Raw genomic sequence first — 24823 nt, 5'->3', positions numbered from 1 at the left:
TGCGCGCGGCGGGCGGGTGTGGGGGGCGGGCCCCCCCCCCCCGGCCCCGCCCGGCCGCCCCCCCCCCGACTCCGCGGCCGGGACGACGACGACCTCCCCGGTGGCGGCGTGAACGCCACCGGGACGCTCGGCGGCAGCCGGCTGACCGGCGGCTCCTTCGGCCGCGGCGCCGGTGCCTCCTTCGGCGCGGGCGCGCTCGGCGCCGACGCCCCGCTGCCCGGGTTCGACCCGCGCGCCTTCGGCCGCGGCTCGATGCTGCGACCGCTCATCGGCCGGCGCAGCGGCCGTCCGGAGGCCGTCGCCCGCCCCGACCGCACCGCCGCCCGCCCGCAGCCCGCAGCGGCCGTCCTGCGGCCCTCCGCGGCCCGCGGCCGCCGCCTGGTGTTCGCCGCCGCGGGCGCCTTCTCGGTCGCCGCGGTGACGCTCGGCGGCGTCGGCGGGCTCACCCAGGGCGAGGAGCAGCACGGCACCACGGTGAGCCCGGTGGGCGGCACCAGCGGCCGGAGCGGCTACGTCCCGATGAACGCGCAGGTCCCGGTGGACTTCCCGGGCCGCCCGGTGGCCGCCACCCGCGACCCGGAGCCGTCCTCCTCCCCGGAGCGCTACCCGGGCAACATCGCCGCCCTGCGCCAGCAGACCCGTTAGGCCCTGTCCGGCCGATCTTGCCGGGCCCCCGGCCACCGGCTGGTCTTTACCACGGCTTCATCCCGTCGTGGACCAGGGACTCGCCGGTGGCCATTACCCTGTAGGAACGTCGTCCGATGAGCTAGGGAGCCCAGGTGTTCACCGATGTAGGCGGGCTGAAGCTGCTGACCCTGGCCGTACTGGCGATCGTCGTCTTCGGCCCGGACAAGCTGCCGAAGCTGATCCAGGACACCATGGGCTTCATCCGGAAGGTCCGTTCCTTCGCCGACACCGCGAAGGAGGACATCCGCAGCGAGCTGGGGCCCGATTTCAAGGACTTCGAGTTCGAGGACCTCAACCCCAAGACCTTCGTCCGCAAGCAGCTGATGGGCGACCAGCAGGACCCGCTGGGCCTCAAGGACATGAAGGAGTCGCTCGACATCCGCTCCGTCCTGGACGACAAGCCGGCCGCGCCGGTGAACGGCCGGACGGGCAGCGTGAGTTTCGAGAAGGCCGCGGCGCCCGCCTCCGCCGGCGCCCCGCTGCAGCCCGGCGAGCGGCCCCCGTTCGACCCCGACGCCACCTGATCCGGGCCGGCCGTCCGCGGCCCGGGGCGCGTCCGACAATTCCCGCCGGCCCGCCCGGCTGAGCGGGGCCCCGGCGTGCGCGCCGCTATTGTGCTGATTGTTCCCGTTGAGCCGTCCGTCACATCCGCGCCCGCGCGGACCAGGAACGGCCCCCGGGAACGCCGAGGTACGCCACCATGGGAGCGCGCCACGGCAGGCACACGTGCGTTGAGGAGGCCCGGGGATGGACGCGACGAGTCAGGCGGGAGGGGCGACGGTCACGGCCGGCGGCCCGGTGGTCGGCGGGCAGGCCGGTCCGGCGGACCCGCTGGTGCCCTACCTGTCCGCCGACTTCCCCTGGTACGGCCTGGACGAGGGCTGGACCGGCCGCCGCTTCCTGATGCAGGCCGGCGCCGGCGGCCCCCGCGGCGGGGCGGCCGGCGGCGTCGACTACGGCACCCTCGGCCACGGCGACGAGCCGGCCAAGCAGTTCGAGCCGCGTGATGTGCGCAAGTTCGCCGTGGTGGTCACCGTGGCCCGCCGGGACAGCCGCCGCAGCGCTGACAACACCGGCACGCTGGAGGCGACGTCCGCCTCCTCGGCGGCCTGGCTGGCCGGCTCCGGCCTGCTCGCCGCGACCTGGCCCGGCCAGCTGGACCGCGCGCTGCGCCAGGACTGGCTGGACCAGCAGAGCAACCTGGCCTGGGACCTCGCCGACGACCTGGCCGGGCCCGGCTGGTCGACCCTGAGCCTGCCGGTCAACGGCCTGCCGCAGCCCTTCCGCTACCGGGAGTCCGAGTACGGCTGGGTGCTGGCGGGCGAGGCCCCCGGTGTGCTGCTCGGCGCCTTCGGCCGGGGCGTCAGCGCCTACGGCGTCGGTTTCGCCACCGTCCCCGACCTGGGCGGCTACGCCCGGCCGTAGCGAGGCAGCGGACACGCGGCGGGGCCGGACGGTGATCCGTCCGGCCCCGCCGCGTACGCCCGCTCGGAACGTCAGAACTTGTTCTTGGGCGTCAGCCCCAGGGACATGCCGGACAGGCCGCGCCGGCGGCCGCCGAGCTTGCCGGCCACGGCGCGCAGGGCGGCGCCGGCCGCGGAGTCGGGGGCGGCGAGCACGACCGGGCGGCCGTCGTCGCCGCCCTCGCGCAGCCGGACGTCGATCGGGATCGAGCCGAGCACCGGGACGGTGGCGCCGACGGTGCGGGTCAGCGCGTCGGCGACGGTCTGGCCGCCGCCGGTGCCGAAGACGTCGATCATCTCGTCGCAGTGCGGGCACGGCATGCCGGACATGTTCTCGATCACGCCGACGATCTTCTGGTGGGTCTGCACCGCGATGGTGCCGGCCCGCTCGGCCACCTCGGCGGCGGCCATCTGCGGGGTGGTGACGATCAGGATCTCCGCGTTGGGGACCAGCTGGGCCACCGAGATCGCGATGTCGCCGGTGCCCGGCGGCAGGTCCAGCAGCAGCACGTCCAGGTCGCCCCAGTAGACGTCGGCCAGGAACTGCTGCAGCGCGCGGTGCAGCATCGGGCCGCGCCAGACCACCGGGGCGTTGCCCGGGGTGAACATGCCGATCGAGATGACCTTCACGCCGTTCGCCTGCGGCGGCATGATCATGTCCTGGACCTGGGTGGGCCGGCCCTCGACGCCCAGCATGCGCGGCACGCTGTGGCCGTAGATGTCGGCGTCCACGACGGCGACCTTCAACCCGTCCGCGGCCATCGCGGCGGCCAGGTTGACGGTCACCGAGGACTTGCCGACGCCGCCCTTGCCGGAGGCGACGGCGTAGACCCGGGTCAGCGTGCCCGGCTTGGCGAACGGGATCTCCCGCTCGGGGGCGCCGCCGCGCAGCAGCTGGGAGAGCTCCTTGCGCTGCTCGTCGCTCATCACGTCGAGTTCGACCTCGACGCCGGTCACCCCGGGTACCCGGCCGACCGCGTCACGGACCCGGGTGACGATGGTGTCGCGCATCGGACAGCCGGAGACGGTCAGGTAGACCGCGACGCGCACCGCGCCGTCCTCGGCGATCCCGACCGATTTCACCATGCCGATCTCGGTGATCGGACGGTTGATCTCCGGGTCGTTGACGGTCGCCAGCGCCTGGCGTACGGAGTCCTCCGTGACGCCGGCCGCGACCTCTGTCTCGTTGGCCATGCCTTGATGGTACGGCTCCGGGCGAACCGCTTAACCGGCCGGTAGCGTGCCGCCGGTCACAACGCCTCGGAGGCGCCCCGCCGTTCGTCGATCTCCTTGAGCAGCGACTGGAGCTCGGACCGGATGAAGTCCCGGGTGGCGACCTCGCCGAGCCCGTGCCGCAGGGCCGCGACCTCGCGGGCCAGGTACTCGGTGTCGGCGATGTTGCGGTCGCTGCGGGCCCGGTCCTGCTCCATGTTGACGCGGTCCCGGTTGTCCTGCCGGTTCTGCGCCAGCAGGATCAGCGGCGCCGCGTAGGAGGCCTGGAGCGACAGCACCAGGGTCAGGAAGATGAACGGGTACTCGTCGAAGCGCGCGTCCGAGGGCAGCATGGTGTTCCACAGCACCCAGACGATGATCACCACCGTCATCCAGACGATGAACCGCCCGGTGCCGAGGAAGCGGGCGATCCGCTCCGACAGCACGCCGAAGGCCTCGGGGTCGTAGGACGGCAGGGTCAGCAGGCCGGGCCGCGCGGTGCGGGGCTGGTCGAGCCGGGTGCGGTTGGAGCCGGTGATCGGGGAGGTCTCCAGGCGCTCCCGGCCGCCGCCCTCGCGGGTGCGCAGTTCGCGCAGTTCGCGCAGCTGGCGCAGCTCCCGCAGTTCGCCCTGCAGGCGCCGGCGGGCGGACTCGCCCCGCCGGCCGTTGCGGTCACCGTCCACCGTGCACCTCGTCTCTGTCGTCGTCCCCGGCGTGCAGCGCGGCGTCGCGCCAGTCCTCGGGCAGCAGGTGGTCGAGCACGTCGTCGACGGTCACCGCGCCGAGCAGGTGGTCGGCCTCGTCCACGACCGGCGCGGCCACCAGGTTGTACGTCGCCAGGTAGCTGGTGACCAGGGACAGCGGGGTGTCCGGCGGCAGCGCGTCCAGGTCGTCGTCCACCAGCGAGCCGACCAGGACGTACGGGGGCTCGCGCAGCAGCCGCTGGAAGTGCACCGCGCCCAGGTACTTGCCGGTCGGGGTCTCGTTCGGCGGCCGGCAGACGTACACCTGGGCGGCCAGCGCGGGCTTGTGGTCGCGGATCCGGATCCGGGCCAGCGCCTCGGCGACCGTCGCGTCCGGCTCCAGGACGATCGGCTCGGTGGTCATCAGACCGCCGGCGGTGTCCTCCTCGTAGGAGAGCAGCCGGCGGACCGGCTCGGCCTCCTCCGGCTCCATCAGGCCGAGCAGCCGCTCGGCCTCGTCGCCGGGCAGTTCGGAGAGCAGATCGGCGGCGTCGTCCGGGTCCATCGCCTCCAGGACGTCGGCCGCCCGCTCCCCCTGGAGCTTGCCGATGATCTCGACCTGGTCGTCCTCGGGCAGCTCCTCCAGGACGTCCGCGAGCCGCTCGTCCGGCAGTGCGGCGGCCACCTCGGCGCGGCGCTTGGCCGACAGGTGGTGCATCACGCTGGCGAGGTCGGCCGGGCGCAGCTGCTCGAAGGTGGCGAGCAGGTTGGCCGCGCCCTGGTCCTGCTCGGGCAGCGCGAAGCCGGTGACGTCCTGCCAGTCCAGGGTGAGCCGCTCGCCCTTGCCCTTGCGCAGCCGGGTGGCCCGGCCGACCTGGACGAAGACCTTGCTGACCTCCCACTCGCGCAGCCGGGTCTGCACCATGCCGACGTCCAGCACGGTGACGTCCTCGGCGGTCTTGGACCAGGTGACGGTGCGGTCCAGCAGCTCGGCCAGCACCAGGGTCTCGGACGGGCGCTGCTCGAACCGGCGCAGGTTGATCAGGCCGGTGGTGAGCACCTGGCCGGACTCCAGGCTGGTCACCCTGGTCATCGGCAGGAAGATCCGGCGCCGGGCGACGACCTCGACCACCAGGCCGAGCACCAGCGGGGGGCGGCCGCCGAGGCGCAGCGAGACGACCACGTCGCGGACCCGCCCGACCTGGTCGCCGTTCGGGTCGAACACCGCGACGGCGGAGAGGTGGGAGATGAAGACCCGGCTTCCTGGCCCTGCCATGAACTCCCTCGACTCCCTCGACCCTGCCCGAGCGGTCCGACCTGCCCGGCGCCGTACGGTGTGCACCGGGGCGCACGTCCGGCCAAGGCTACCCGCGCCGCGTGCACCCGGCCCGGTGAGGCACGGTAGCGGGCCCAGGCGTCCTCGGCATGAACCTTTAACGGCGCTTGAACAGCAGTTTGGGCAGTCCGGCGGGGATCGGGCGGCGGGTGGTGGCCGGGGTGGGCATCGGCTCGGCGGCGTGCGAGCCGTCCGGCATGGCGCCCGGACGCTCGGTCAGCGCCCCGGCCGGGCGCAGCCGCAGCACCCGGCACTCGCGGGCCCAGCGCTCGGTGACGGTGTCCGTGTCGGGCGCGTTCAGCCGCTTGCCCTTGAGTTCCTCGACGGCGCCCCGCCAGGCCTCGCCGTTCGGCGCCAGCTCGACCACCTCGGCGGCCCAGCCGGTCAGCCGGCCGCCCTTGTCCTTGCTGCGCACGGTGATCACGGCACGGGCGCCCGGGGTCAGGCCGTGCAGGGGCTGCTCGCCGCCCCCGCCGACGACCACCACGGCGCCGTCGTGCCAGGCGTGCCACAGCGGGCGGGCCTGCGCCTCGCCGTCCGCGCGCACCCAGAGCAGTCCGGACTTCTTCGCGGCCTCCTCCAGCAGGGCCTGGTCGAGGAAGTCGTCGGCGACGGGGGCGGCGGAGTTGCGGTCCATGGCGGACAGCGTACGGGCTCGCCGCCCGCGCCCGCCCGGCCGGACGTCTCAGCCCCCGGGCGACAGTTCCATTGACGGCCCACGGGCCTTACCGTATGAGCGCCCCGCCCCCGCGACCAGCGAAGGAGCGCCGTGCCCGCCGCCCGGCCCGCGACCACCCCCGCCCCTGCCACCGCCGCCGACCAGCGGCCCGCGCACCCGCTCCCCACCGCCGACCTGCTGCTGCTCGCCGTCTCGATCGGCGGCATCTCCCTCTCCGGCCCGCTGATCTCCGCCACCGCCGCGCCCGCGCTGGCCATCGCCTTCTGGCGCAACGTCATGTCGGTCGGCGCCCTGGGCCCGTACGCGCTGCTGCGCCACCGCGCCGAGCTGCGCGGGATCGGCCGGCGGGCGCTGCTGCTCGCGGTCGCCGCCGGGGTGCTGCTCGCGGTGCACTTCGCGCTCTGGATGCCCAGCCTGCGGATGACCTCGGTGGCCTCCGCGACCGCCCTGGTCACCACCACCCCGCTGTGGACGATCCTGCTGATGCGGCTGTTCGGCGTCCGCGCGCCGAGGATGGTCTGGCTCGGGACGGTCGTCGCCTTCGCCGGCGTGCTGGTGCTGACCGGCGTCGACCTCTCGATGTCCCCGCGCGCCCTGCTCGGCGACGCCCTCGCGCTCGCCGCGGGCCTGGCCGCGGCCGGGTACATGCTGCTGGGCGCGGAGGTCCGCAGGACGGTCAGCACCACCGCGTACACGCTGGTCTGCTACGCGACCACGGCGGTCGGCCTGCTGGTGATCTGCCTGGCCACCGGCACGCGGCTGTCCGGCTGGTCGGCCGGGGCCTGGTGGCAGATCGTGCTGCTGATGGTCACCGCGCAGCTGCTCGGGCACTCGCTGAGCAACCGGGTGGTGCGCACCCTCGGCCCGTCGATCACCTCCACCGCGATCCTGCTGGAGACCCCGGGCGCGGCCCTGATCGCCGCGCTCTGGCTCGGCCAGTGGCCCCCGGCGGCGGCGTACCCGGCGGTGGTGCTGATCCTGCTCGGCCTGGTCCTGGTCGCCCGCGGCGGGCGGCGCTGACGCCCCCGCGGGGCCGGGGTCCGGGTGCGGGGCCCGGGACGGGGGCCCGGGGGCTGGGGGACGCTACAGCCAGCCGTTGCGGCGGAAGCCCCGGTACATCCCGACGCAGATCACCGCGATCGCGGTGAGCACCAGCGGATAGCCGTAGGCGTGGTGCAGTTCGGGCATGTAGTCGAAGTTCATGCCGTAGACGCCGGTGATCATGGTGGGCACCGCGAAGATCGCCGCCCAGGCGGTGATCTTGCGCATGTCCTCGTTCTGCGCCACCGACACCTGTGCCAGGTTGGCCTGGAGCAGCGAGTTCAGCAGTTCGTCGAACCCGTGCACCTGCTCGGTGACCCGGGCCAGGTGGTCGGCGACGTCCCGGAAGTACTTCTGGATGTCCGGGTCGACCAGGCCCTGCTGCGGCTCGGACAGCTGCTGCATCGGGCGCAGCAGCGGTGCCACCGCGCGCTTGAACTCCAGTACCTCGCGCTTGAGTTGGTAGACCCGGCCGACGTCCGCGGTGCGCGCGCCCTTGGCCGAGAAGACGCCGTACTCGATCTCGTCCACGTCGTTCTGCAGCCGCTCGGCGACCAGCAGGTAGTTGTCCACGACGTGGTCGGCGATCGCGTGCAGCACCGCGGCCGGGCCCTTGGCGAGCAGGCCGGCCTCGTCCGCGTCCGCCTCCAGCCGGTGCCGCAGCTCCTGCAGCGAGCCGTGGCCGCCGTGCCGGACGGTGATCACGAAGTCCCGGCCGGCGAAGACCATCAGCTCGCCGGTCTCCACCACCTCGCTGGTGGGCGTGAGTTGGTCGTGCTCGACGTAGCGGATGGTCTTGAAGACGGCGAACAGCACGTCGTCGTAGCGCTCCACCTTGGGCCGCTGGTGGGCGTGCACCGCGTCCTCCACCGCGAGCGGGTGCAGGCCGAACCGCTGGGCGATCCCCTCGAACTCGGCGCCGGTCGGCTCGTGCAGCCCGATCCAGCTGAACGACCCTGCGGTGTCCGGGAGTTGGTGCGCGGCCTTGACCCGGCGGGCGGCCTCGCGGGGGCTGCAGGTCACGCCGTTGCGCCGGCCGTGCTGGTAGACCGCGCAGTCCACGACCGCCGAGCCGGCGCCCTCGGGCACGGCGTCGTACGGCCCGACGGCGCCCCGGCGGCGGTTGGTGCGGACGGCGGCGCGCAGGCTGTTGATCATCGACATGACAGGCTCCCTGGGGCAGGAGCCGTCGCACGGTGGCGCGGAGGGGACGCGGAAGGGCCGTGGTGCGACGGCGAGGAACACCGGTGAAGGGGACGAGGGGTGCTCTCCCGGCCGGTCCGTCCGCCGCCGACCCGCGCCCGGGCCACTAGGGCTCGGTCAGCCGCTGAGGCCTGCGGGGCGGGAAGTGCGGGGAAGTCGGGGCCGGGCAGAGCTGCCGGTACTGCATGGTCGGCCGGTATCCACCGCAACCACCTCCTTCGCTCGCCGCCCCGGGACCTGCGATCCCGGTGGCCAGTCGCTCACCCTAACATCTGACCGGGCATCGGTGCCCCGGGGTTTCCCCGGCCTTCGCCCGTACGCCCCCGCGCGGACGCCGGGGCGGCCCGGGTTACGCTCACCGGCATGGCGCACGACTTCCCGTCCTTCGGCGACCCCCACGGCGGCAGCTCCCCGGACCTCACCCGGGAGGCGGTGCTGGCGGCCGTCGAGGCCCGGCTGATCTCCACCTTCGGCGAGCCGAGCGGCCGCGCCGCCGTCACCTTCCTGGGCACCGACCGGATCGAGGTGCTGCGCTTCGGCCCGGACGCCGACGGCCTGGTCCGCTACGCGACGCTCGGAATGGCGGCCGCCCCGATGGCCGACCCGACCCAGCCGGTCGCCGACCAGCTGCGCGGACCGCGCGCCGAACTGGTGCTGACGGTGCGCGGCGGGCGCGACGGCGTGCTGCGCAGCCTCGCCACCTTCGCCGCGACGCCGCAGGTCGAGGGCCTGGTGGTGGCCCCGGGCGGCTCGCTGGACCTCGGCGCCCCGCTCTGGGAGGGCGCCCCGTTCACCTCGGTGCTGGCCGCCGAGCCGGGCGGGCTGGTCGAGGACCTGGAACTGGCCGAGCCCGCCGAGCCGGTGCGCTTCCTGCCGCTGCTGCCGATGACGCCCAACGAGGCGGGCTGGAAGCGGGTGCACGGCGCGGCCGCGCTCCAGGAGCGCTGGCTGGACCAGGGCACCGACCTGCGCGACCCGCGGCGGCGCGGCGTCAAGCTCGACTGACCCCCGATGACTCCCGGTCAGGACCGGGGCCCGGTCCAGGACCGGCGCCGGGCCGGATCCTGACCGGCGCCGGCCCCCGGCCCGGAGGGCGCACGGGCGGCCCGCCCGCCCCACCGCGCCCCGGTGCGCCGGAGCGCGGCCCCGCCCGCCGTCAGCGCTCGATCGGCTTCGCCCCGGTGGCCTGGCCCAGCAGGGCCTCGTACACCCCGGGGTCGGTGGTGTGCTCGCCGAGCCGGACGGTCTTGCGGCTGCCGTGGTAGTCGCTGGAGCCGGTGACCAGCAGGCCGAGGTCGCCGGCCAGGCCGCGCAGCCGCTGCCTGGTCTCCTCGTCGTGGTCGGTGTGGTCGACCTCCAGCCCGGCCAGTCCGGCGGCCGCGAGGTCGGCGATCACCCCGTCCGGGACGGTCCGGCCGCGCTTGACCGCGCCGGGGTGGGCGAACACCGGTACCCCGCCGGCCGCCCGGACCAGCCGGACCGCCCGCACCGGGTCGGTCTCGTGCTTGCGGACGTCCGCCCGGCCGCCGTTGGCCAGCCACTGCGGGGTGAAGGCGTCCGAGACGGTGGCCACCACGCCCGCCTCGACCAGCGCGCTGGCGATGTGCGGCCGCCCGACCGAACCGGCCCCGGCGATCCGCTGCACCTGCTCCCAGCTGATGTCCGCGCCGAGCTCCCGGCAGCGCTCGACGACCGCCCGGCCGCGCCGGAACCGGTCGGTGCGCACCAGCTCGCGCTCGGCCGCGAACTCCGGCTCCTCGGGGTCGAACAGGTAGGCCAGCAGGTGCATGCTGACGCCGTCCACCACACAGGACAGTTCGGCGCCGGGGACGACGGTCAGCCGGGTGCCGTCCGGCAGCGCCTGCACGGCGGCGGCGGCCCCGGCGTGTCCGGCGACGGTGTCGTGGTCGGTGAGCGCGACCACGTCGAGGCCGGCCGCGACCGCCGCCGCGACCAGCTCGGCCGGGCTGTCGGTGCCGTCGGAGGCGTTGCTGTGGGCGTGCAGGTCGATGCGCACGGGGCGGACTCCTCAGGCTGGCGGGTGCCGCCCAGGATAGGCCGTCCGGTCCGCCGTCAGCCCAGCAGTCGGGGGGAGAGCGCCCCGCAGGGCAGCAGGTCCAGTTCGGCGCCGGCCTCGCGCAGGTCGGTGAGCACCAGCTCGTCGTACATCACCAGCGCGGACTGCTCGGGCCAGGCGATCGCCCAGAGCCAGAGCCCGCGGGCCTCGCCGACGAACACCGCGCGGTCGGGCGGGGCGTCCGGGACGTGGAACATCGGGGTGGGCCGCCCGGCGGCCATCAGCTTGGCGTCGGCGGGCTTGTAGAGGCCGACCGAGTCGCCCGGGTCGGGGCCGGGCAGTCCGGCGTAGCGGGCGCCGAGCCCGACGCCCAGTTCCTCGGCGACCAGCACCAGTTCGCCGAAGCCGCCGAGCGGGGCGGGCCCGGAGCAGGCGACGGCGGTGGCCCGGGCGCCCGAGACGTCGTCGCCGACGTGGGCGATGCCGGTGTAGAGCCAGCCGACCGGGAGCGGCCAGGGCAGCCAGACGGGGACCTGGGAACGGGCGACGGCGACGCCCAGGGCTTCGACGCTCGGGGGCAGTACGGGCTGCATCGGGTGCACGGCTCCGTGCCGGTCGCACTGCCAGGTGTCCGAAAAAAGACCGGGGGCGCGGACCCGACCGGCGCACCTCGGACAGCTTGGCTCGCCCCTCATAGCCGACAACGCTCCTCCCTCCGGACCGCCGCGTCAAGGACGATCACCCGTACGGACGGCCCGGCGGCACCCTGTCGGTGCTGGACGCCCGGCCGGCGCGGGTGGCTTGCGGCGCGGGCGGTTCCCGTTGGGGGGATGTCCCGTCGCGGGCGGCGGCAAACGTTCCGGGGGCGGGGGCGGGGGCGGGGCCGAGTCCGTTCCGGGGCCGGACGCACTGACGCCCCGTCAACGGCGATCGCGGTGACGGGGCGTCAGTCGGGTATCGGTACGTCCGGATCGGACGGTCCCGGCTCGTCGGCGGCGGGTGAGGTCTCCCGGTCGGAGGCGCCGCGCTGGGTCAGACGGTCGGGCACGGGCGGATGAGCAGGCGCTCGCCGGTGCGGGCGGCGTCCTGGACGAGCTCGCGGACGGTCTCGGCGTCGGCGATCACGCGGTCGGTCGCGGAGCCGTTGGCGTCGTCCAGTCGGAGGATCTCGAAGCGCATGGGCTTGGTCATGGGCGTCTCCTTTTCGGGCCCCGCGGGGCGGGGCGGTTGCGGCTGAGTCGGTATCAGCCCTTTCGGGGTCCTGCGGATCCGGCGCTGCGGCCGGACCACGCGGGTCGTACGTGTGGCGGTCTGCTGCGGCAAGGGCTCCCCCTGGGCTTGCCTGGTGCGTCCAGTCCCTCGTGAACCACGGTGTCGTGGCGGTGCTACCGGGCCGTTGCCCGTCCGTAACGTCCGGGTTTCGGCTGAAAGGCACCCTGTGGATGTCGCCGATGATTCCCGGACAGAATCAAAGATTACCGTAACTAACGACTTTTGTCCTGTGCCGAGCCCGGTCGAACCTCCGGAAGTGGTACAGACCACGCCGGGGAGCGGGTCGGTCGGGGGCCGGGCTCAGGCCCAGAACGCGGCCAGCGCCTCGGCCGTGGCGGCCGGCCGCTCGGCGTTGGGGGAGTGGGCCGCGCCCGCGACGACCACCCGGCGGGCGCCCAGCCGCCGCGCCATCGCGCCCTGCTCCGGTACCGGCCAGGCGTAGTCCTGCTCCCCGGACACCACCAGCACCGGCAGCGTCCCGGCCGCCACCGCGGCCAGTTCGTCCACCCGGTCCGGCGCGGCGACCAGGTGCGCGCCGGTGACGGCCAGCGACCGCGGCACGTTGGCCACCCAGCGGCGGTGCAGGAACTCCGCGACCCCCGGCGCCAGGGCGGGCCTCGGCTCCCCGCCGCTCTCGTCCATCTGCCGCATGACCTGCCAGATCTCCTCCAGGCCCATGACCGGCAGGACGTCCAGCAGCATCCTGGTCCGGGCCGCCTCGGCCGGGTCGATCGCGCCCGGCCCGGTGGCCATCAGGGTCAGCGAACGCCACGGCAGCGGGCCCTCCCCGGCGGCCGCGAGCACCGCCTCCCGGACCACCTGGCCGCCGAAGGAGTGCCCCAGCAGGTGCACCGGCCCGCCCTCCGCGGCCAGCACCCCGGTCAGCGCCCGGACGTCGGCGCCCAGCGCGGCCACGGCGTACGCCGCCCCGTCGTCCGGCCCGCCGGTCTCGTACTGACCCCGCTGGTCCACGGCCGTCACCCGGTACCCGGCGGCCGCGAGCGGCGCGAGCAGCGCGATGAAGTCCTCCTTGCTGCCGGTGAACCCCGGCACCAGCAGCGCCGAGCCGCGCACCGGGCCGTCCGGCTCCGCGCGCAGCGCCGCGAACTCCCCGCGCCCGGTCGGCACGCGCTCCGCCCGGGCGCAGCGGGGCAGGTCCAGGAACGGCGGAGTACTCATGAGCGGGTTCCCTCCCGGGGCAGGCGACGCCCCGAGCCTATGCCGTCCCGGCACCCCCTCCCACCAGGACGGGGACGCCCGGGAACGCCCGAGGGGGCGGTGCGGGTCAGCCCTCCGGAGTGGCCTCCGGGGCGACCGCGGCCTTGCGGGCGCGGGTGCGCTTGCGCGGCGCGGGCGCCTCCTCGGCCGGGGCGGTCTCGGCGGCCGGGGCCTCCGGGGCGGTCTCGGCGACGGCCTTGGGCTTGCGGGTCCGGGTGCGGGCCGGCTTCTTCTCGGCCGGGGCCTCGGCCGGAGCCTCGGTGACGGCGGCGGCCTCGACGGTCTCCGCGACCTCGGCGACCTCGGCCTTGGGCTTGCGGGGCCGGGTGCGGGCCGGCTTCTTCTCCGCCGGGGCCTCGGCCGGAGCCTCGGCGACGGCGACGGCCTCCACGACCTCCACGACCTCCACGACCTCCACGACCTCGGCGACCTCGGCGACCTCGGCCTTGGGCTTGCGGGTCCGGGTCCGGCGCGGCTTCTCCTCGGCCACCGGGGCCTCCGGGGCCACCGGCTCGGCCGCGACCACGGCGGCCTCGACCACCGCGGCCGCCTCGGCGACGACCTCGGCGGCGGCCACCGGGGTGACCTCGCCCGAGGCGGCGCCACCGCGCGAACGGCGGCGGCGACGGCGCGGCGCGGTCTCGCCCTCGGCACCCTCGACGGCCGGAGCCGCCTCGGTCACCGCCGCGGCGACGGCCGCCTCGCCCTCGCCGAGCTCCGAACCGCGGCGGGTGCGGCGGCGCTCACGGGTACGGCGCGGCTTCTCCTCCGCCGCCGGGGCCTCGACGGCCGGGCGGCCCGAGCCGGCCCGCCCGCCGCGGGCAGCGCCGCGACCGGGGCGGGCGCCGCGCCCGCCGGTCTCGCCGAGGTCCTCGATCTCCTCCGCGCCGAGCCCGGCCCGGGTGCGCTCCGAACGCGGCAGCACACCCTTGGTGCCCGGCGCGATCTTCAGCAGCTCGTACAGGTGCGGCGAGGTGGAGTAGGTCTCCTCCGGCTCGTTGAACGGCAGGTCCAGCGCCTTGTTGATCAGCTGCCAGCGCGGGATGTCGTCCCAGTCGACCAGGGTGACGGCCGTACCGGAGGCGCCGGCCCGGCCGGTGCGGCCGATCCGGTGCAGGTAGGTCTTCTCGTCGTCGGTGCACTGGTAGTTGATGACGTGGGTGACGCCCTCGACGTCGATGCCGCGGGCGGCCACGTCGGTGCAGACCAGCACGTCGACCTTGCCGTTGCGGAAGGCGCGCAGCGCCTGCTCGCGGGCGCCCTGGCCGAGGTCGCCGTGGACGGCGCCGGCCGCGAAGCCGCGCTGGGTCAGCTGGTCGGAGACGTCGGCGGCGGTGCGCTTGGTGCGGCAGAAGATCATCGCCAGTCCGCGGCCGTCGGCCTGGAGGATGCGCGAGACCATCTCGACCTTGTCGAGCGAGTGGGCACGGAAGATGTGCTGCTCGATGTTGGCGACGGTGGCGCCGGTGTCGTCCGGGGCGGCGGCCCGGATGTGGGTCGGCTGGCTCATGTACCGGCGGGCGAGGTTGATGACCTGGCCCGGCATGGTGGCCGAGAACAGCAGGGTCTGCCGCTTGGCCGGCAGCATGGTGATGATCTTCTCGACGTCGGGCAGGAAGCCCAGGTCGAGCATCTCGTCGGCCTCGTCCAGGACCAGCGCGCGGACCTTGGACAGGTTCAGCTTCTTCTGGCCGGCCAGGTCCAGCAGTCGGCCCGGGGTGCCGACCACGATGTCGACGCCCTTGTTGAGCGCCTCGACCTGCGGCTCGTACGCCCGGCCGCCGTAGACCGCGAGCACGCGGACGTTGCGGACCTTGCCGGCGGTCTGCAGGTCGTTGGTGACCTGGGTGCAGAGCTCGCGGGTCGGGACGACGATCAGCGCCTGCGGGAAGTCCGAGAGCTGGTCCTCGGTGGCCCGGCCGGCGTCCACGTCGGCGCGCACCACGGCGCGCTCGATCAGCGGCAGGCCGAAGCCGAGGGTCTTGCCGGTGCCGGTCTTGGCCTGGCCGATGACGTCGTGGCCGGTCAGCGCGACCGGGAGGGTCATCTCCTGGATGGGGAAGGGGTGGACGATGCCGACGGACTCGAGGGCCTCGGCGGTCTCCGGGAGGATCCCCAGGTCCCGGAACGTCGTCTTGATGGGTTCAGCGGTGGTGGACAGGGTGCTGCCTCTTCCGTTTTCGGAGGGGCCGAGAGCGAGCGGCGGGCGGGCAGCCGCGCGGCTGTGTACGGGCCTGGCGGCCCCGAGTACAGCTGAGCGGACGCACTACCGCGCCGGTCCCTGCGGCCGGCCGGTGCGCGCGGCCCGTTGGCGGGGCGCGTCGCCGGCGGCGTCGGGGAGAGTTCCCGTGAGGGACCTGCGCGGGACCTCCGCCAGGTGGGCGTGGTCTCGGCGGCCCTCGCTCGGCCACTGATGCGGTGCCAAGGCTTGAAGTCCAAGCCATGGTCGGAGCCGATCGGCTCTCCGACCGGGCATCCGCGTACGTGAGTACCCGTGCCTCCGGTGCGGACACGTCCGGGGGACGCGCTGCCGCTACGGAGCGGGCTCGTGCGGGCCACCGAGACGGCGGTGGCACCGTGCGAGCACGACGGGGCTCCGTACCACCATACAGTCAGGCGACGACTCGAACACGTGATGCGTCTGACACCGACCCCGCCGACGGGGGCGCCGGGAGCCGATCCGGCAGGTCACCGGGGTGCGTCCGGTGGTGGGGCGCGGGCGGGGGCGGGACTAAGGTGGCGGGTCATGGAGACCCATGGTGAGACGCAGGACGGCGCGCCCGGCTCGATCGGCGACTGGGCCACGTGCTCGGCCGAACCGGGCTACCGCGCGGCGGTGCTCGACCTGCTCGGCGCGCTCGCGTACGGCGAGCTGAGCGCCTTCGAGCGGCTCGCCGAGGACGCCAAGCTGGCGCCCGGCCTCGCCGACAAGGCGGCCCTGGCCCGGATGGCCTCCGCCGAGTTCCAGCACTACCAGCGGCTGCACGACCGGCTCGCCGAGATCGGCGCCGACCCGCAGGAGGCGATGCGCCCCTTCGTCGAGCCGCTGGAGCTGTTCCACCGGATGACGGCGCCCTCGGACTGGCTGGAGGGCCTGGTCAAGGCCTACGTCGGCGACGCCATCGCCACCGACTTCTACCGCGAGGTGGCCGTCCGGCTGGACGACGACACCCGCGACCTGGTCCTCAGCGTCATGTCCGACACCGGCCACGGACAGTTCGCGGTCGACAAGGTCCGCCAGGCCATCGAGGCCGACCCGCGGGCCGGCGGCCGGCTCGCCCTGTGGGGCCGGCGGCTGATGGGCGAGGCGCTCAGCCAGGCCCAGCGGGTCGTCGCCGAGCGGGACGCGCTCTCCAACCTGCTGGTCGGCGGCGTCCAGGTGCAGGGCTTCGACCTGGTCGAGGTCGGCAAGATGTTCAACCGGATCACCGAGGCGCACACCCGGCGGATGGCCGCCCTCGGCCTGGCCTCGTAACGGGCCCCGTCACGGGCCCCGTCGTGCGCCCCGCCACGGGCCTCAGGCCGGCCGGTGCCGCCGCGGCGCGCGGTGGGCGCCGGCCCGGTGCGGGTGGTGCCGGTGCGCCGGGGCCCGCCCGGCGGCGAGGTCCGGCCGGGCCAGCAGCGAGGTGACCACCCCCGCGGCCAGCGCCGAGAACACCACCGCGGCCACCGGCAGGCGACCGTCCAGGCAGAAGTGCGCGACCACCCCGCCGAGCAGCGCCGAGGCCAGGGCCGTCCCCACCACCAGCGGGCGGGGGGCCCGGTAGTACCCCGGCAGGCCCAGCAGCGCGGCCGCGGCCGCGGCCAGGCCGACCAGCACGAAGACGAGCGATTCGACCAGCACGGCGGCCTCCCCGGGGGAACGGGCGTGCGGCACCGGTGCCGCACCTGTCGCCGTACCCAGGCCGACCTGCCCGTACACGCGACGGTGCCCCGTTCCCTCGGGAGGGAACGGGGCACCGGACGGACCTGCTCGGCGGCGGCTCAGGTGGTGCCGAAGCCCACCTTGCGGGCCGCCGACTCGCCGATCTCCACGTACGCCAGGCGCTCGGCCGGGACGATGACGCGACGGCCGTGCTCATCGGTGAGCGAGAAGAGCTTGGTGGAGCCCTCCAGCGCCTTCGCGACCGCGCTCTCGACCTCATCGGCAGTCTGCGAGCTCTCGATCACGATTTCGCGCGGCGCGTTCTGCACGCCGATCTTGACCTCCACGGCTTCCGTCCCTCCGGTTCTGCAGTCTCCACGCGCGGCGACGGACCGCCTGGGACAAGCGATCACGGCGACCGCGCCGTACGGCTTCACCATAGAGCACCCGATCACCGCCCAGGCGAAGGTCAGCGGATCGTCACTGCTGGGCGGAGCCCTCCGGCGCGAGGTCGCCCGGGTGCATCGGGAAGCCCTTGAGCCCCCGCCACGCCAGGCTGGCGACCAGCCGCACCGCCTCGTCGCGCGGGATGTCCAGACCCTGCGACAGCCAGTACCGGGCGGTGATCTGGGCCAGGCCGCAGACCCCGGCCGCCAGCAGCTTGGACTCCGCCTCCGGCAGGTCGGTGTCCTCCTGGATCACCTGGCTGACCAGCGTCGCGCTCGCCTCGGAGGCCCGCTCCACCCGCTCGCGCACGGCCGGCTCGTTGGTCAGGTCCGACTCGAAGACCAGCCGGAACGCGCCGGACTCGCTGGAGACGTAGTTGAAGTACGCCTCCATCGTCGCGGCCACCCGCAGCTTGTTGTCGGTGGTGGTGCCCAGCGCGTCCCGGGTCGACTCGACCAGGGCGTCGCAGTGCTTGTCCAGCAGCGCCAGGTAGAGGTCCAGCTTCCCGGGGAAGTGCTGGTAGAGCACCGGCTTGCTCACCCCGGCACGGTCGGCGATGTCGTCCATGGCGGCCGCGTGGTAACCCTGGGCGACGAACACCTCCTGGGCGGCACCGAGCAGTTGTTCACGGCGGGCGCTTCGCGGCAGGCGGGCACCGCGCGGGCGCTCCTGCGCCTCCTGGATGGCCGTCACGGCGCTCCTCACTTCGGGGTTCTTCGGGGCTGGCAAGAGGGCCGAGTCTACTTTTCGGTAACCGCGCCCGCCCCTGGCGAAGGCGAGAAAAGCAGTCCGGCCGCTTGTCAGGAGCCCACAATACGGCGCTGACCTCGGCGTCGGCAGTGGTGCGACGAGGGATGGGGCGGGCGAGGGGACGGGCGGACGGGACGGGGGCCGGGAAGGCCGGACCACCCCCGCCGCCCCCGACCGGCCCTCACTACCATCGTCCACCATGAGCAGCGCTGAGCAGCAGGTACGTACGGTCGAGGTCCCCGGCGCGGTGCTCGCGGTGCACCGGCCCGCCGGAGCGGGCAGCACCGACGGTTGCGAGCCCGGACTCTTCGTGCACGGCCTGGGCGGCTCGGCCGGCAACTGGAGCGCGCTGATGGACCGGCTCTCCGGCCTCGTCGACGGCGAGGCCCTCGACCTGCCCGGCTTCGGCCGCTCCGGCCCGCCCGCCGACGGCAACCTCAGCCTCTCCGGCCACGTCCGCGCCGTCATCGGCTACCTGGAGGCCGCCGGCCGCGGCCCCGTCCACCTCTTCGGCAACTCGCTCGGCGGCGCCGTCTCCGTCCGGCTCGCCGCGCTGCGCCCCGACCTGGTCCGCAGCCTCACCCTCGTCTCACCCGCGCTGCCCGAACTGCCCCCGCAGCGCTCCGCCTGGCCCACCGGCCTGCTCGCCCTGCCCGGACTGCCCGCCCTGCTGCGCCGGCTGCCGGCCGGGCGGCGCGACGCCGAGGCGGCCACCGAGGACCTGCTGCGCCTGGTCTACGGCGACCCGGCCGGCCTGAGCCCCACCGCCCGCGCCGAGGCGGTGGCCGAGTACCGGCACCGGCTGGCGCAGCCGCACGCGATGCCGGCCCTGATCGGCTCGGCCCGCGGCATCGTCTCCGCCTACACCGAGCGCGGCGACCAGGCGCTGTGGCGGCAGGCCGAGCAGGTCGCGGCGCCGGTGCTGCTGGTGTACGGGCTGCGCGACAGGCTGGTCGCCTACCGCTCCGCCCGGCGGGCCTGCGCGGCCTTCGCCGACGCCCGGCTGCTGGTGCTGCCCGAGTCCGGGCACGTGGCGATGATGGAGCACCCCGACGCGGTCGCCCGGGCCGTGCGCGAGCTGATCGCGGACACCGCCCGCTGAGCGGCGGGCGGGGCCGGAGCGGCACCGGAGCGGTACCGCCCCGGCGCCGGAGCGGCGTATAGCGCCCGCTAACGGCCCGGTCCCGGGCGAGGTCACGGCAGTTCACTCGTTCAGGTGGCAGCCAGGCATGTGACCGATGGATCGCCCCGGGCCGGTCCTACCTTTCTGCTGCCGGACCGAACAGGTGTGGGGGAGGACCGCTGACGCCGGAGCACGCGGCGCACGGCCCGAGCAAGCGTCCCGGCGTACGGCCCCGCGGCTCCCGTGGCCCCCGCCCAGGGGGCGTCCCAGGGGTGCGGGGGGCGGTCGGCCCTGACCGGGGCTGCCGTCACCGCCCCCGTCCCGAGGCAGAAGGAGGACTCCCGTGCGCGTCGCGCTGCTCACCGAGGGTGCCCGTCCGCATCCCGACCGTGGTGCCGGGGCCTGGTGCGAGCGGCTGGCCGAGGGCCTGCCGGAGCACGAGTTCGAGCGGTACCTGCTCACCGGCCCGGACGACCCCGGCGCCCGGCGCCCGCCCGCCCGGCCCGGCACCCACCACCTCGTGCTGTGGGGCCGCCGGCCGCGCGGCCGCGCCCCCGGGGCGCTGCGCAGACGCCAGTACGCCCGGGCGTACGAGGACCTGGTGCGGGCACTGGTGCTGCCCGGGGAGCGGGCCGGCTTCGGGGCCGGGCTGTACCGGCTGGCGGCGTCGGCCCGGGAGGACGAGGGCACCCTGCCCGCCTTCCTCGCCTCCGCCCACGCCCGCCGGGTGCTGGAGCGGACCTGGCGGCTGCCCGGCGCGGACACCTCGGCCGGACAGCCGCTGGTCCGCGACGTGCTGGTCGCCGCGGACCTGCTGGAGCAGTGCCTGCGCCCGCTCTCCGCGCCCTGGTACGGCACCGGGCCCGGCGGCCTCGGCGCCGTCGACCTGTGCCACGTGGTCGGCGGCGGCCCGGCCGCGCTCCCCGCCCTGGTCGCCCGGCAGCTGCACGGCGTGCCCTTCGTGGTCACCGAGCACGGCCTGCACCTGCGCGAGCAGTACCTGGGTTACCCGCCCCGAGCCGAAGGGCGCGCCGGTGCCGAAAGCGAGGAGCGACAAGCGAGGGACGAGCGCCGGAGCGACGACCGTCGGCACCGGGTCCGAGCGCCCGGAGGCGAGCGGGCGAGTCACGCGGCGCCGTACCGATGGCCGGTCCGGGCGCTGCTGCTGTCCTTCTTCCGGGCGCTCACCGAGGAGACCTACCGGCAGGCCGCGATACTCACCCCGGGCAGCGCCCACGACCAGCAGTGGCAGCGCCGCTGCGGGGCCGATCCGGCGCGCACCCGGGTCGTCCACGAGGGCACCCCGGCGGTGGACCGCCCGGCGGCCGGGCCCGAGCCCGAGCGGCCCACCCTGGTCTGGGCGGGCCCGCTGGAGCCGGGGCGGGACACCGAACTGGTGCTGCACGCCTTCGCCCGGGTCCGCGCCGAACTGCCGGCGGCCCGCCTGGTGCTGCACGGCGAGGAGGCCGCCCCCGGCTACCGGGCGCACTGCGCGGCCGTCGCCGAACGGCTCGGGGTGACCGCGGCGGTGGAGTTCGCCGGCCGGCCCGGCTCGCTCGCCGAGGCCTGGCAGGGCGGCACGGTGGCGGTCTTCTCCGCGCTCTCCCAGCGCAGCCCCCGGCTGCTCGTCGACGCCATGCTCAGCGGCCGCGCGGTGGTCTCCACCGACGTCGGGGTGGCCCGCGAGGTGGTCGGCCCGACCGGGCTGCTGGTGCCCGCCCGCGACCCCCGGGCCCTGGCCGGGGCCTGCCTGGCACTGCTGCGCGACGAGGAGCGGCGCTCCCGGCTCGGCCTGGCGGGGCGGCTGCGGGCGCAGGAACGCTTCGCCGTCGAGCCGGTGACCGGCGCCTTCCGGGAGATCTACCTGGAACTGGTCTCGCAGTACCCCGCCTTCCCCGAGGGCGGCGGGGCGGGCCACGGCGGCCGGGCACCGCGCCCGTTCGCGCGCCCCGCCGAGTACTGGCTCAACGACGGCCCGGCCGGCGGCCGCGACGAGGAGGCGGACGGGGCGCCCGCGCCGCGCCGCCGGGCCGGGCAGGCCGGGCAGCTCGCCGCCCTGGCGGTGCGCACCGACCCGACCCGCACCGACCCGACCCGCCCCGACCCGGCCCGCCCCGTCGGCCCCGCCCTCGCGGAGGCCGTCTGATGTCCGGCCCCGTGGCCAGCGCCGACCCGGTGCGCGAGCTGATGGCCGAGCACCGGGACCTGTGCGAGCGCGCCGTCGACCCGCTGGAGATCGCCGCCGGGCTGGAGGAGGCCGGGCTCGGCCCGGACGCCGCGGCGCGCTGCCGGCACGCCGACCTGTTCTCGCTGGCCGAGGAGCTGTACGCCCGGGTGCCCCGACGGCCGTCGCCGCCCGAGCCGCCCGAACCGCGCCGCTGCGCGGCCGCCGCCCGGGCGGCACTGACCGCCGCCGCGCTGGCCGCGCCGCCCTGCGCCGCGGTGGCCGCGCTCGGCGCCCGCTGGCCGGTGCTGCTGCCCGCCGCCGTCCCGCTGGTGCTGCTGCCCGCGCTGACCGCGACCGCCCCGGCCGAGCCCGCCCCGCCGCCGTGCCGCCCGCCCTGCCCGACGGAGCTCGGCCCGGTCCGCACCCCGCCCCCGCCGGCCGGCTCCCGGCTGCGCCCCGCCGCGCTCGGCCACGGGCTGGGCCTGGCCGCGCTGCTGCTGCTCCCGCTGGCGGCGCCGGGCCGGGACCGGCCGCTGGCCGCCGCCCTGGTGCTGGCCGCGGCGGTGTCGGCGGGCTCGGCGGAGCGGGCGGCCCGCTGGTACCGGCAGGTCGGCCGGGGGCACCTGGGGGCCGCCCGCACCCTGGCCGAGTTCCGGGCCCGGATGCGCCCGGTGCTGCCGGTCGCGGTCGCGCTGCACCTGGCCGTGCTCGCGGTGCTCAGCTACGCCGCGCTGGCCGTCCTCGCGGTGGTCGCGCCGCGCCCCGGGCCCGGCCACGGCGGCGGCCTGCTGCACCTGGCCGCCGAGCGGGCCGGCCCCGCGGCGTGGGCGGCGCAGGGCGTGCTGGGCCTGCTGCTGGTGCTGCCCGCGCTGCTGGCGCGCTGCGGCCGGACGACGGCCGCCGCGCTGGGTGCGCTGGCCGGGCCCGTCGCGGCGGCGGTGCCGCTCGCCCTGGGCCGCCCCTGGCCGTCGGCCGTCCTGCTGGGCGGCGGCGCGGTCGCGGTGGTGCTGCTGGCCCACGGCTGGGCGCTGCTCGGCCGGGCCGGCGCGCACCGCTGACCCTCCGGTCAGACCTTTCAGACTTCTCAGACCCGTCAGATCTCGTTCGCTGTATTTCAGTCCGCCAGGTCGTCCCCGACCTCGCTTCGTGGAAGGACGCCCCCGATGAGGGTGCTGCTGCTGGGCGCCGACGGCTTCATCGGCCGCCGGGTGACCGATCGTCTGCTGATGGACCAGGAGTTGCAGGTGACGGTGCTCGGCCGGCGCGACTCGGCCGACATCCGCTTCGACCTGACCGCCGGGAGCCCGGGCGCCCTGGCCCGCTTCCTGGACGCGGTCGCGCCGCAGGTGGTGATCAACTGCGCGGGTGCCACCTACGGCAGCTCGCGGACCCTGATCCGGTCGAACACGCTGGCCGTCGCGACCGTCTGCGAGGCGATCCGGCGCAGCCGGGAGCCGGCCCGGCTGGTGCACGTCGGCTCGGCCGCCGAGTACGGGCCGGTGCCCGGCGGGGTGCCGGTGTCCGAGCAGGCCGAGCCGCGGCCGGTCGGCCCGTACGGGGTCTCCAAGCTGGCCGGGACGGAGCTGGTGCTGGCCTCCGGGCTGGACGCGGCGGTGCTGCGGGTGTTCGACGTGGTGGGCCCGGGGGCGCCGACCGCCTCGCTGTTCGGGCGCCTCGCCGAGGGGCTGCGGCGGGCGCTGGAGCGGGACGAGAACCAGGTGCGGATGCCGGACCTGTCCGGATACCGGGATTTCGTGGACGTGCGGGACGTCGCCCGGGCGATCCAGGCGGCGGCGGTCTCGGCCGCCACCGGGGTGATCAACGTGGGCAGCGGGCACGCCGTGCGGGCCCGGGACGCGGCCCAGCTGCTGGTCCGGGCCTCGGGCTTCGAGGGGTCGATCGTGGAGGAGAACCGGCAGGTACTGCTGCCCGCGCAGGCCGCCGGCCCGGTCGGCGACCACCTGCCGGGGCACGGCCACCACGCGTCCGGGCCGTACCTGCCGGGCCATCGGGCGGAGGGGCACCGGCCGGAGGGCCGGCCCGCCCCGGGGGAGCCGGTGCCGTGGCGGCAGGCGGACGTGCGGACCGCCCGGGACCGTCTCGGCTGGCGGACACAGGTGCCGCTGGAGGAGTCGCTGGGGGACGTCTGGCTGGAGACGGCCTGCCGGGTGTGAGGGGGCGCTCCGGGGGCGTCCGGCGGGCGGTTCCACGATCCGGCGCGGCCCGTCTCGCCCATCGGACGAGCTGTCTCGGAATACCGGTGGGGCATGACACTGTTGGCCTAGAGAGCCACCTGAGTGGCGGTGCAACAACCCCGTCCGAGGCTGGCCCCGGCCGCCTGAACAAGAGACCCATCGGAGTCCCCGTGTCGTTGCCACCCCTGGTAGAGCCGGCCGACGAGCTCACCGTCGACGAGGTCCGCAGGTACTCCCGCCACCTGATCATCCCGGACGTCGGGATGGCCGGGCAGAAGCGGTTGAAGAACGCCAAGGTGCTCTGCGTCGGCGCCGGCGGCCTCGGTTCGCCCGCGCTGATGTACCTGGCGGCCGCCGGTGTCGGCACGCTGGGAATCGTCGAGTTCGACGTGGTCGACGAGTCGAACCTGCAGCGCCAGATCATCCACGGCCAGGCCGACATCGGGCGCTCCAAGGCGGAGTCCGCGCGCGACTCGGTGCAGCAGATCAACCCGTACGTCGAGGTGGTCCTGCACGAGGAGCGCCTGGACAACTCCAACGTGATGGAGATCTTCTCCGGCTACGACCTGATCGTGGACGGCACGGACAACTTCGCCACCCGCTACCTGGTGAACGACGCCGCGGTGCTGCTCGGCAAGCCGTACGTGTGGGGCTCGATCTACCGCTTCGACGGCCAGGCCAGCGTGTTCTGGGCCGAGCACGGCCCCTGCTACCGCTGCCTCTACCCGGAGGCCCCGCCGGCGGGCATGGTCCCGTCCTGCGCCGAGGGCGGCGTGCTGGGCGTGCTCTGCGCGTCCATCGGCTCGATCCAGGTGAACGAGGCGATCAAGCTGCTGGCCGGGATCGGCGACCCGCTGGTCGGCCGGCTGATGATCTACGACGCCCTGGAGATGAACTACCGCCAGGTGAAGGTCCGCAAGGACCCGGACTGCGCGGTCTGCGGCGAGAACCCGACGGTCACCGAGCTGATCGACTACGAGGCCTTCTGCGGCGTCGTGTCGGAGGAGGCGCAGGCCGCCGCCGCCGGTTCGACCATCACCTCGAAGCAGCTCAAGCAGTGGCAGGACGACGCGGAGGACATCTACCTCATCGACGTCCGCGAGCCCGGTGAGTACGAGATCGTCAACATCCCCGGCGCGGTGCTGATCCCGAAGAACGAGTTCCTCATGGGCGACGCCCTGGAGAAGCTGCCGCAGGACCGGAAGATCGTGCTGCACTGCAAGTCGGGCGTGCGCTCGGCCGAGGTGCTGGCCGTGGTCAAGGCCGCGGGCTTCGCCAACGCCGTCCACCTGGGCGGCGGCGTGCTCGGCTGGGTGAACCAGGTCGAGCCGCACAAGCCGGTCTACTAGGCCGCCGGCCGGACAGACGCGGGGGGGGGGGGGGGGGCGCGCGCGCGGGGGGGGGGGGCGGGGCGGGGGGGGGGGGGGCCCCGCGCGCGCCGGGGGGGGGGCTGGGCGGCTCGGGG

At 75.5% G+C, this 24823-nt stretch carries 24 protein-coding genes; 11 read left to right on the top strand and 13 right to left on the bottom strand.

Annotation, left to right across the window (positions count from 1 at the left end; genetic code table 11):
* Positions 1–108: 108 nt before the first annotated feature.
* The 3 genes from ACFWXO_RS24490 to ACFWXO_RS24480 all read left to right on the top strand — a co-directional run bounded on the left by ACFWXO_RS24490 (position 109) and on the right by ACFWXO_RS24480 (position 2112).
* On the top strand, positions 109–645 hold the full coding sequence (locus ACFWXO_RS24490) for a hypothetical protein (RefSeq protein ID WP_380525919.1): 537 nt from the start codon (positions 109–111) through the stop codon (positions 643–645).
* Positions 646–779: 134 nt separating this feature from the next.
* The gene (locus tag ACFWXO_RS24485) at positions 780–1211 is read left to right on the top strand and encodes a sec-independent translocase (protein WP_380409387.1); all 432 of its coding nucleotides are present in this window, start codon (positions 780–782) and stop codon (positions 1209–1211) included.
* A 223-nt stretch (positions 1212–1434) separates the two neighbouring features.
* Positions 1435–2112: a hypothetical protein gene (locus tag ACFWXO_RS24480; protein WP_375884793.1), complete on the top strand. Its 678-nt coding sequence runs from the start codon at positions 1435–1437 to the stop codon at positions 2110–2112.
* Positions 2113–2183: 71 nt separating this feature from the next.
* Here ACFWXO_RS24480 and ACFWXO_RS24475 read toward each other — a convergent pair whose 3' ends face one another.
* From ACFWXO_RS24475 to ACFWXO_RS24460, 4 genes are all read right to left on the bottom strand, one after another.
* Positions 2184–3344: an Mrp/NBP35 family ATP-binding protein gene (locus ACFWXO_RS24475; RefSeq protein WP_380525917.1), complete on the bottom strand. Its 1161-nt coding sequence runs from the start codon at positions 3342–3344 to the stop codon at positions 2184–2186.
* A gap of 56 nt (positions 3345–3400) precedes the next feature.
* The gene (locus ACFWXO_RS24470; protein ID WP_380525922.1) at positions 3401–3985 is read right to left on the bottom strand and encodes a DUF1003 domain-containing protein; all 585 of its coding nucleotides are present in this window, start codon (positions 3983–3985) and stop codon (positions 3401–3403) included.
* A gap of 49 nt (positions 3986–4034) precedes the next feature.
* On the bottom strand, positions 4035–5321 hold the full coding sequence (locus ACFWXO_RS24465; RefSeq protein WP_375884798.1) for a magnesium transporter MgtE N-terminal domain-containing protein: 1287 nt from the start codon (positions 5319–5321) through the stop codon (positions 4035–4037).
* Positions 5322–5478: 157 nt separating this feature from the next.
* Positions 5479–6018, bottom strand: a complete 540-nt coding sequence (locus ACFWXO_RS24460; RefSeq protein WP_375884800.1) for a hypothetical protein — start codon at positions 6016–6018, stop codon at positions 5479–5481.
* A gap of 132 nt (positions 6019–6150) precedes the next feature.
* Between ACFWXO_RS24460 and ACFWXO_RS24455 the strand changes: the two genes are divergently transcribed.
* The gene (locus tag ACFWXO_RS24455) at positions 6151–7080 is read left to right on the top strand and encodes a DMT family transporter (protein ID WP_380525915.1); all 930 of its coding nucleotides are present in this window, start codon (positions 6151–6153) and stop codon (positions 7078–7080) included.
* 63 nt (positions 7081–7143) lie between these two features.
* On the opposite strand, the gene corA is transcribed toward ACFWXO_RS24455, so the two are convergent.
* A complete protein-coding gene (corA, locus tag ACFWXO_RS24450; RefSeq protein ID WP_375884805.1) occupies positions 7144–8265 on the bottom strand; it encodes a magnesium/cobalt transporter CorA in 1122 nt (373 codons plus the stop codon).
* A 402-nt stretch (positions 8266–8667) separates the two neighbouring features.
* On the opposite strand from corA, the gene ACFWXO_RS24445 reads away from it, so the two are divergent.
* Positions 8668–9309: a suppressor of fused domain protein gene (locus ACFWXO_RS24445; protein WP_375884808.1), complete on the top strand. Its 642-nt coding sequence runs from the start codon at positions 8668–8670 to the stop codon at positions 9307–9309.
* 151 nt (positions 9310–9460) lie between these two features.
* Here the strand turns inward: ACFWXO_RS24445 and ACFWXO_RS24440 are convergent, their stop codons facing one another.
* From ACFWXO_RS24440 to ACFWXO_RS24420, 5 genes are all read right to left on the bottom strand, one after another.
* Positions 9461–10321, bottom strand: coding sequence for a PHP domain-containing protein (locus ACFWXO_RS24440; RefSeq protein WP_380525913.1), 861 nt, complete (start codon positions 10319–10321; stop codon positions 9461–9463).
* Positions 10322–10377: 56 nt separating this feature from the next.
* Complete coding sequence (locus ACFWXO_RS24435; RefSeq protein WP_350511866.1) at positions 10378–11016, bottom strand: DUF6758 family protein; 639 nt, start codon at positions 11014–11016, stop codon at positions 10378–10380.
* Between the two features lie 337 nt (positions 11017–11353).
* Entirely contained in the window at positions 11354–11512 is a 159-nt protein-coding gene (locus ACFWXO_RS24430; protein ID WP_188305309.1) for a hypothetical protein, read from the bottom strand.
* Positions 11513–11893: 381 nt separating this feature from the next.
* Entirely contained in the window at positions 11894–12772 is an 879-nt protein-coding gene (locus tag ACFWXO_RS24425; protein ID WP_375884813.1) for an alpha/beta fold hydrolase, read from the bottom strand.
* A gap of 106 nt (positions 12773–12878) precedes the next feature.
* Positions 12879–14858 (bottom strand): DEAD/DEAH box helicase, encoded by a 1980-nt coding sequence (locus tag ACFWXO_RS24420; protein WP_380525910.1) that lies wholly within the window; start codon positions 14856–14858, stop codon positions 12879–12881.
* 699 nt (positions 14859–15557) lie between these two features.
* Between ACFWXO_RS24420 and ACFWXO_RS24415 the strand changes: the two genes are divergently transcribed.
* Positions 15558–16286 (top strand): ferritin-like fold-containing protein, encoded by a 729-nt coding sequence (locus tag ACFWXO_RS24415; RefSeq protein ID WP_375884817.1) that lies wholly within the window; start codon positions 15558–15560, stop codon positions 16284–16286.
* Positions 16287–16328: 42 nt separating this feature from the next.
* Here the strand turns inward: ACFWXO_RS24415 and ACFWXO_RS24410 are convergent, their stop codons facing one another.
* The 3 genes from ACFWXO_RS24410 to ACFWXO_RS24400 all read right to left on the bottom strand — a co-directional run bounded on the left by ACFWXO_RS24410 (position 16329) and on the right by ACFWXO_RS24400 (position 17816).
* Positions 16329–16688, bottom strand: coding sequence for a hypothetical protein (locus ACFWXO_RS24410; RefSeq protein WP_375884818.1), 360 nt, complete (start codon positions 16686–16688; stop codon positions 16329–16331).
* Between the two features lie 107 nt (positions 16689–16795).
* On the bottom strand, positions 16796–17023 hold the full coding sequence (locus ACFWXO_RS24405; RefSeq protein ID WP_375884820.1) for a DUF3107 domain-containing protein: 228 nt from the start codon (positions 17021–17023) through the stop codon (positions 16796–16798).
* Between the two features lie 133 nt (positions 17024–17156).
* Entirely contained in the window at positions 17157–17816 is a 660-nt protein-coding gene (locus tag ACFWXO_RS24400; RefSeq protein ID WP_375884822.1) for a TetR/AcrR family transcriptional regulator, read from the bottom strand.
* Positions 17817–18072: 256 nt separating this feature from the next.
* Between ACFWXO_RS24400 and ACFWXO_RS24395 the strand changes: the two genes are divergently transcribed.
* The 5 genes from ACFWXO_RS24395 (at position 18073) to moeZ (ending at position 24707) form a co-directional block, all read left to right on the top strand.
* Positions 18073–18975, top strand: a complete 903-nt coding sequence (locus ACFWXO_RS24395; protein WP_380525907.1) for an alpha/beta fold hydrolase — start codon at positions 18073–18075, stop codon at positions 18973–18975.
* Positions 18976–19339: 364 nt separating this feature from the next.
* Positions 19340–21142 (top strand): DUF3492 domain-containing protein, encoded by a 1803-nt coding sequence (locus ACFWXO_RS24390; RefSeq protein ID WP_380525905.1) that lies wholly within the window; start codon positions 19340–19342, stop codon positions 21140–21142.
* Positions 21142–22221 carry a hypothetical protein gene (locus ACFWXO_RS24385; RefSeq protein WP_380525903.1) on the top strand — a complete coding sequence of 360 codons (1080 nt, stop codon included), beginning with the start codon at positions 21142–21144 and terminating at the stop codon, positions 22219–22221. Before ACFWXO_RS24390 ends, ACFWXO_RS24385 begins: the two co-directional genes overlap by 1 nt.
* Before the next feature lie 105 nt (positions 22222–22326).
* Positions 22327–23337 carry an NAD-dependent epimerase/dehydratase family protein gene (locus tag ACFWXO_RS24380; protein WP_375884832.1) on the top strand — a complete coding sequence of 337 codons (1011 nt, stop codon included), beginning with the start codon at positions 22327–22329 and terminating at the stop codon, positions 23335–23337.
* A gap of 191 nt (positions 23338–23528) precedes the next feature.
* On the top strand, positions 23529–24707 hold the full coding sequence (gene moeZ / locus ACFWXO_RS24375) for an adenylyltransferase/sulfurtransferase MoeZ (protein WP_380525900.1): 1179 nt from the start codon (positions 23529–23531) through the stop codon (positions 24705–24707).
* Positions 24708–24823 lie beyond the last annotated feature (116 nt).

Origin of the sequence: Kitasatospora sp. NPDC059088 (assembly GCF_042738155.1) — a bacterium.
GTDB lineage: Bacteria > Actinomycetota > Actinomycetes > Streptomycetales > Streptomycetaceae > Kitasatospora.
The sequence above is the reverse complement of the archived record's forward strand: the minus strand, read 5'-3'. Positions and strand labels throughout refer to the sequence as shown.